Genomic DNA, 7,664 nt, shown 5'->3' on the forward strand with positions numbered 1-7,664 from the left:
GTCCGCGTAGGAGGCCTTGACTAACACAACATCGTTCGGACGCACCTCAGCCGCCACCAACTCCGCGGCAGCGGATGTATCCGGCACCCTAGAAGTATTTAACCCCAACTCTTCCGCTTTGTCGGCCAAGGCATGCACATTAGAACTCTCTCCGACTGCAATTAGTCGATCGATGCCGCGGCCCACAAGGTACTCGCCCAGTGACGAGTGCTCATTCTCAGCGGAATCGCCAAGCTCACCCATCTGTCCCAGCACCGCCCACGATGAGGCGTCCTGGTGCGTTGGGCCAGCTGCTGTACGAGCCAGAGCATCAATCCCCGCACGCATCGAATCAGGGTTGGCATTGTAGGAGTCGTTAATAACGACGATATTGCCAGTGAGCTGCTGGACATCCATGCGCCGCTCCGAGGCTGCCACATGCGCGGCCATCGCCTTTGCGACTTGCTCAGCATCAATACCGGACTCCACTGCCACCGCAATCGCCGCCAGGGCATTGGACACTTGATGCGCACCATAGACCTGCAGTTGGATCGGGAATGTACGCCCATCCGGTATATGCAGGTCAAAGGACGCACGAGCAAAATCGTCGAGCTGCACATTCGTGGCGCGGTAATCCGCGGTTGCGTGGCGTTCGGAGTTCTCATCGGCAGAGAAGAACACCACCTTCGCCTGGGTACGTGGAGCCATGCCAGTGACGTAGTCATCGTCGGCATTGAGTACGGCCACACCGCCCTGCTCCGCAGCCGGCAGCGCTTCCACGAGTTCGCCCTTAGCCTGCGCGATTGCCTCGCGCGAGCCAAACTCACCAAGGTGCGCCGTACCAACATTGAGCACCGCACCGATCGTCGGTGGTGCGATGCGCGCCAGGTGAGCCACATGCCCAATTCCGCGCGCACTCATCTCCGCCACCAGGTACTTCGTCTCCGGAGTACACTGCAGCACCGTGTACGGATGCCCAATTTCGTTATTAAACGACCCCTTCGGTGCCACCGTCGGACCGTCGGTACGCAGCAGCGTCGCCATCATGTCCTTCGTCGACGTCTTTCCCGCTGACCCCGTGACACCGACGACATGCAGCTGATCCTTCTTCAGCTCGTCGACGACGTAACGCGCCAACTTACCAAGCGCTTCCAGCACCGCCGCCCCGGACCCATCCGGATCGTGTGCAAATGCGTCGGCATTGGAGTCCTGCTTACCAAGGGGCTTGACGACGACCGCAGGTTGCCCAACATCTCGTGCCGCCAGTGCCATCGTCGCTCCAGCTGCAACAGCCTGATCGATGAAGTCGTGGCCGTCGACCCGCGCGCCCGGCAGGGCTAGGAAGAGCGAGCCTTCGCGGATCTTTCGGGAGTCGAATTCTGCGGGTTGAGTCACTGTGGCGTCATCATCGACGTGGACGAGTTCACCTCCCACGATGTGAGCGATTTCCGCAGCGGTCAGGGCAATCATGATGTCTATAGTCCTTGTTGGTTAGAGTTCCAGGCGCCTAGTAAAGGATGATTTCTTGATTTTATTCGCCTACCGCGAGTGGTTCGCGGTAGGCATGTCAGGTGGTGCGCTTCCTCAGCGATTTCGGCAATCTCAATCAGCGAATCCGTCCAGTCGCTGTGTGAGTGCTTCGGCCAGCTGTTCACGGTCATCGAACGGGTGAATCACGCCACCGATATCCTGGCCGGTTTCGTGTCCCTTGCCTGCCACCACGATGCTGTCGCCGCTGCGGGCGAGCTCGACGACACGGCGAATTGCCTGGCCACGGCCGCCAATTTCCTCAACAACCGTGTCAGAACTGGCCTTGCCGCTGGCAACGGCTTCCTTCGCACCAGCGACCACGGCCGCACGGATTTCAGAGGGCACCTCAGAGCGTGGATTGTCATCGGTGATGATGACGACATCGGCACCGCAAGCAGCCTCAGCTCCCATAATTGGACGCTTGGCGCTATCGCGGTCGCCACCGGCGCCGACGACAACCAACACGCGACCTTCGGTCTGTGCACGCAATGTGGCCAACACCTCAGCTACTGCGGCTGGCTTGTGGGCATAGTCCACTACAGCCAGGAAGTCCTGTCCGCGATCGATGCGCTCCATCCGACCCGGCACACGAACCTGTGCCAGGCCGCTCTTGGCCGCGTCATTGGCATGCCCAATCGCATCGAGAACAGACCACGCAACTGCGGAATTGGCAACGTTAAAGGCGCCAGGAAGAGGAACTTCCACCTCAACTGTGTCAGTGTTATTTCGCGTTAGCTCCACATGCTGGACACCGTTAGTGGCGACAGTGGCTGCAGCGGCGTGCCATTCTGCAAAGACCTCGGCAGCTGGCATCTTGTCGGTTACGCGATGCTGAGTATGGACAGTGGTGACTTGGACATCCGGGTCGCCGGCAGCGATATCCGCCATGCGGACACCCCAGTCGTCGTCGATGCACACGACAGCCTTCGGTGCATGTGTCGGACCTGCAGGATCAAAGAGCTTGGCCTTGGCTTGGAAATACTCTTCCAAGGTCTTGTGGAAGTCCAGATGATCCTGCGAGAGGTTGAGGAAACATCCGACGTTGAAACTGACGCCGTCGACACGCCCCAACGACAGTGCGTGAGAAGAAACCTCCATGACAACGTGCGTCACGCCTTCAGAAAGCATCTGGTGGAACAGGCGCTGGAGGGCCGGAGCCTCTGGGGTAGTCAGGCTCGACGGAACGGCACGGCCATTGATGCGCGTGCCGGTAGTACCAATGATGCCTGTCGAGCATCCAGCTGCCAGCAGCGCGCCCTCCAGCATGTAGGTCGTGGTGGTCTTGCCAGAGGTGCCGGTAACTCCAATGATGGTCAGTGAATCCGAGGGGTGATCGTAGATTTCTGCAGCAACGTGCCCCATGACAGCCCGGACATCGTCGACGACCAGGACTGGGCGAGTCTCCCCGGCTTCCCGCAGGATTTTCAGACCTTCCTCATCAGTCAGAATCGCTGTAGCAGCCGACTGCTGCGCGTAACGCGCACCGTGCGTGCGAGTACCTGGGACGGCAGCAAACATTCCGCCTTCAGGTACGTCGGCAGCGTTGAGTTCGATTGCGGCGATATCCGTTCCTGCCGCCGCGGATTCGGTAATGCCGTCAAGTCGGCCATGCGCGAGGTTACACAATTTCGCAAGGGTGGCGGTCATTGGCTGTTCCCTCTTTCAAGTCAGTCGTTGGTGTACAACAGGTTGGAAAAATTCAAGAGATTCACTTTGCAGAAACCAAAGTAATAAAAGTCTGTGTATTAGTGCTGTCGCTGTAACTTCATTGTGGTGGTGACCTCGTTACGGCTGCAGCAACAACTTGCCCTCGCGGGGTGGCGACGGCGGTACGTTGTAGCGATTGAGCGCCCAGGCGGCAATGTCCTTAAACAGTGGGGCTGCCGACTGGCCACCTTCGCCATGGACACCGCGCTGGGGTTCATCAAGCATGATGCCAATGACAAAACGGGGATCGTCGGCAGGCGCGATACCTGCAAATGTGATGTGGTACTTGGAATTCGAGTACGCGCCGGTGTCGGGGTCGACCTTCTGCGCCGTACCTGTCTTGCCTGTGAGCGAGTATCCCTCAATACTATTGCCGGCAGCGGTACCCGACTGCTGCCCCGTGGGATCAGACTGCATAACGCCTTCAAACATGGCGCGCACAGTTTGGGCCGTCTCCGGGCTAACCACACGCACTGTTTCCGGGCGCTCTGTTGCCGTCTTCGTGCCGTCCGGGGAAATTGTCGAGCGAATCATACGCGGCGGGATGCGCTCGCCATCGTTGGCGATAGCCTGGAAAACTCCTGTCATCTGCAGCAGTGTCATGGCCATACCCTGACCAATGGGCAGGTTCGCAAACGTACCGCCGGACCACTGCGGACGCTGCGGCACCAAGCCGGAAGATTCACTGGGCAACTCGATACCCGTGGACTGCCCCAGCCCGAAGAGGTGCAGCATCTCAGCGAAGCGGTCCTGACCCAAACGCTCTGCCAGCATTAGGGTGCCGACGTTGGAAGACTTGCCGAATACACCGGTCGTCGTGAAAGCTTCCGTTCCGTGGTCCCATGCATCGCGCACCGTGACACCCGCCATATCAATAGTGCCCGGGACCTGCATAACCTCATCGGGTGTGGTCTTGCCATCTTCGATGGCGGCCGCGGCGGTAATGATCTTTGCTACAGAGCCGGGCTCAAATGGGTTCGATACCGCGGAGTTTCCGATAGTGCGACCCTCTTCGAGCTCGGCCCCCATATCCTTATTCGGGTTAGCCGTGTCCGCCTGCGCCATTGCTAGCACTTCGCCGGTCTTCGCGTCGAGCACAACTGCCGACGCATCTTTCGCTCCCGAGTTGGCCTTCGCCTGGTTGACCTGCTGCTGGACAAAGTACTGCATGTCTAGGTCCAGGGTCAGCTCGTATGTCGTACCGTCCACAGCCGCGTGAACATCGCGCGTGGATCCCGGGATTGCCACACCGTTGGAGGCGATATCAATGGTCTTGCCACCGTTAATACCCTGCAAAGTGGCATCACGAGAGGCTTCAAAGCCGAACTGGCCGACGCCATCCATGCCAATCTTGCCGATGACGTTAGCCGCCGTCGCCCCATTCGGGTACTGGCGAATATCCTGACGCTCCGCCACCAGTTCCGGATACTTTTTCACGATGGCGGCGGCCTTGTCCGGATCGACATTACGCACGAGTACCTCGTAGGTGCTGTCCTCATTGCGCAGCTTCTCCAGAATGTCCTTCGAGCTCACCCGGGACGGCGCGCTCATCACCGAGTTCTCCTCGGTTTCGGGTTCCGCTTGACGACGGCGACTGCTTTCCGACTTCTCCGCGTCGATGTCGGCCACGTCGAGTAGCTTCGGCAAATCCTTGGCAATCTGCTCGAGGCGTTCGTCGTAGGCAGCGACATCATCCGGGCGCTGCTTATGTGCGTCCCCAATCCACTTGCGCAAAGTGTTCGGGTGCACGGTAATACTGCGTGCCTCCATCGTGAAGGCAAGCTGAGCTCCATTACGGTCGAGAATCGCACCGCGCCGAGCTGCATCAACAACTTCCACCGTGCGCTGATTCTGCGCCGCCGCAGAAAGGTCAGGACCTGCGACGAGCTGCACCCAAGCCAAACGGGAGACCAGCACTACGACTGCGATAGCGCCTATAAACTGCAGCCAGTTGCGACGCCGGATGAAGTCCTTATTACTAATACGCATTTTTTCGCGCGGGGGCACGCTTCGGTTGGTATTAGCATCGAGCCTCCGGCTGCGCTGACCATCCCGAACTCGACTTTGGTCTCTGCGCTCACGGGATGTAATTCGGTAAGCACGTTCGCCGAAGTCATACCCCCCTCCACGGTTGGGGTAGTCGTCTTCAGATCGAATCATGCGCTAGTGCTTTCTACTAAGTCGATTCTCCCGCGCGCGATAACGTTAGGCGGTATTCCCTGCCATCGCGAGTACTGAATTAATTAGTCTACAGTCGCCTGACCAGAAACAGTGGAACCGCCAGAATATCGGACAGTTGGCCAGTTTGGCCGTGTTTAGTTTCTAAGTTCCTACGGTGCTGGAGCTGGCTCGGGTGCCGGTGCTTCCGGTGCTTCCGGCACCGAGGCTGGCGCTTCGGGCGCTTCCGGAGCTGGCGCTGGCGCTTCAGCCTCAGGCGCGGGTGCCGGAGCCGGCGCAGGTGCTGGTGCTGGTGCTGGTGCGTGGTTCTGCGGCGCATACGGAGCAGTAGCCGGCAACCCGTTCGGACGTGGATGCGCTTCCTCAATAGCCGGTGCCTGCATCCCCGGAACATTCTCGGTGTCCTTCGGGTTCGACGACGGCGCATGCGGATTATTCGGCGACTCACTGTTGAGGTCGACAATCTTCTGCTGCTTCTCATCGCCCGGTCGCACTTCCACGACCTTGCCTTCCGGGTCAGTAGTTAAAACGGCAGGCTGCTCCGGATTAACCATGCCCTCTTCCACGGCGCGCTGAGCGATAGCTCCAGTGGACTTCATGTACGCCACGTCGCGCTCGAGCACCTCCAGCTGGTTACGCAGCTCCTTTTCCTTGGTCTGCGCAGCATCCAGCTGCAAGGATGTCGATGTCGAAATACCAGACAGGAACATCGCCATCACGATGCCCGCGACAACGAGAAAAATCATTAGAGCCGCACCGGCAAACTTGTGGCTATCCCTCGAGGACGTCGTAACGCGACGCCCGCGCACCGAGATGACCTGCTGAGAACCTGTGCGCCCAAACCGCCGACGCCGATAAAGATCCTTTTCCGTGCGGGCGCTGCGACCGCGCTGACGAGTCTTCGTCTTGGCACCGGCGACGGTTGCAGACGCGCCGCGGGACGTGCGCCGGGTGGGGGCGTGCTCCGTGATTGTCGTTGCCATGCTCGAAAGTTCTCCCAGTACTTAGATTGTGAAGGGTGCGTTTGGTGCGGTTGGAAATGGTTGGGTCAATCGGCTCGAATTCGCTCGATACAGCGAACTCGTACCGGCGCGGCTCGGGGGTTGTCTTCGATTTCGCTTGCCGACGCCTTCTCCGCACCTCTCGTGATGAGAGCAAAGTGCGGTTCATGCCCCGGAAGCTCCATCGGGAGCCCCGGTGGGGTTGTCGACTTCACACGCTCCGCAAAGTCCTTCTTAACGATGCGGTCTTCCAGGCTCTGGTAGCTCATGAACACTGCACGCCCATCGACTGCGAGTGCATCGCAGACCTGCGGCAGCACATTTTCGAGAGCTTCAAGCTCACGATTTACCTCGATACGAAGAGCCTGGAACGTACGCTTGGCCGGGTGTCCACCCTTACGGCGAGATGCCGCCGGAATGGTTTCATAGAGCAGCTCAACCAGACGGCCGGAGGTGGTAAATGGTTCCTTTTCCCGCTCACGCAGGATTGCCGAGGCGATCTTGCCGGCGAAGCGCTCGTCGCCGTAAGTCGATAGGATGCGCGCGATATCACCGTGCGAATAGGTATTGAGCACATCCGCTGCGGTAATCCCCTGGCTTGCATCCATGCGCATGTCCAGCGGGGCGTCGACTCGGTAGGCGAATCCACGATTGACCTGGTCAAGCTGCATCGAGGAAACACCGAGATCGAAAAGCGCACCTGCGATGCCCTTCTCAGCGGCGCGGGCAAGAATGTTCTCCGCGCCACTTCCACCAGCGGCTGCAGGAATCTCACCACTGAGCACCTCGGCGAGCGAATCGAAACGCACACGGAACCCTACAAAGCGATCACCGAAACGCGCGAGACGCTCTTCTGCCCCGCGCAATGCATTGCCATCGCGATCGAGTCCAACAACGCAGAGCTTCGGAAACTGCTCCAACAGATATTCCGTGTGCCCACCGGCTCCAAGAGTGCCGTCGACAACTACTGCGTCGTCACCCAGCGCCTCGATGCCCGGGCGCAACAAATCAGTTACTCGATGAAGCAAAACGGGGACATGACCAAACTCGCCGGACTTGCGATCATCCGCAGGCGCCGATCCGTTCATTTCCCCTCCTCACCGGGTATGTTTGCACTGGTCAGAGAATCTATCGAGTGTATTCCCGGTTTGCTTGACGACGAGTGCCGCGCCAGCAACCAGACCGCACCTCATGTGCACTACTGGGAATGCTGCTATCGGTGCTTAAACAAAAAGCGGGGATGTTCACAGGGCCCCGCCTGACAGAACC

General features: G+C 59.3%; 5 protein-coding genes. All 5 read right to left on the reverse strand.

Translation table 11 applies throughout. From position 1 onward, the window contains the following. The coding region (gene murF, locus HMPREF3011_RS02005; protein ID WP_070841067.1) for a UDP-N-acetylmuramoyl-tripeptide--D-alanyl-D-alanine ligase at nucleotides 1-1,449 on the reverse strand (1,449 nt) is incomplete at its 3' end. A gap of 132 nt (nucleotides 1,450-1,581) precedes the next feature. Then, the gene (locus HMPREF3011_RS02010; protein ID WP_070841068.1) at nucleotides 1,582-3,156 is read right to left on the reverse strand and encodes a UDP-N-acetylmuramoyl-L-alanyl-D-glutamate--2,6-diaminopimelate ligase; all 1,575 of its coding nucleotides are present in this window, start codon (nucleotides 3,154-3,156) and stop codon (nucleotides 1,582-1,584) included. 138 nt (nucleotides 3,157-3,294) lie between these two features. Then, nucleotides 3,295-5,376: a peptidoglycan D,D-transpeptidase FtsI family protein gene (locus HMPREF3011_RS02015; RefSeq protein WP_083327053.1), complete on the reverse strand. Its 2,082-nt coding sequence runs from the start codon at nucleotides 5,374-5,376 to the stop codon at nucleotides 3,295-3,297. A gap of 170 nt (nucleotides 5,377-5,546) precedes the next feature. Continuing rightward, nucleotides 5,547-6,377 carry a cell division protein FtsL gene (locus tag HMPREF3011_RS02020; RefSeq protein ID WP_070841070.1) on the reverse strand — a complete coding sequence of 277 codons (831 nt, stop codon included), beginning with the start codon at nucleotides 6,375-6,377 and terminating at the stop codon, nucleotides 5,547-5,549. 65 nt (nucleotides 6,378-6,442) lie between these two features. Then, entirely contained in the window at nucleotides 6,443-7,483 is a 1,041-nt protein-coding gene (gene rsmH / locus HMPREF3011_RS02025; protein ID WP_070841071.1) for a 16S rRNA (cytosine(1402)-N(4))-methyltransferase RsmH, read from the reverse strand. Between the last annotated feature and the right edge of the window lie 181 nt (nucleotides 7,484-7,664).

The sequence above is a fragment of the Corynebacterium sp. HMSC074C04 genome, from assembly GCF_001838295.1.
Classification (GTDB): domain Bacteria; phylum Actinomycetota; class Actinomycetes; order Mycobacteriales; family Mycobacteriaceae; genus Corynebacterium; species Corynebacterium amycolatum.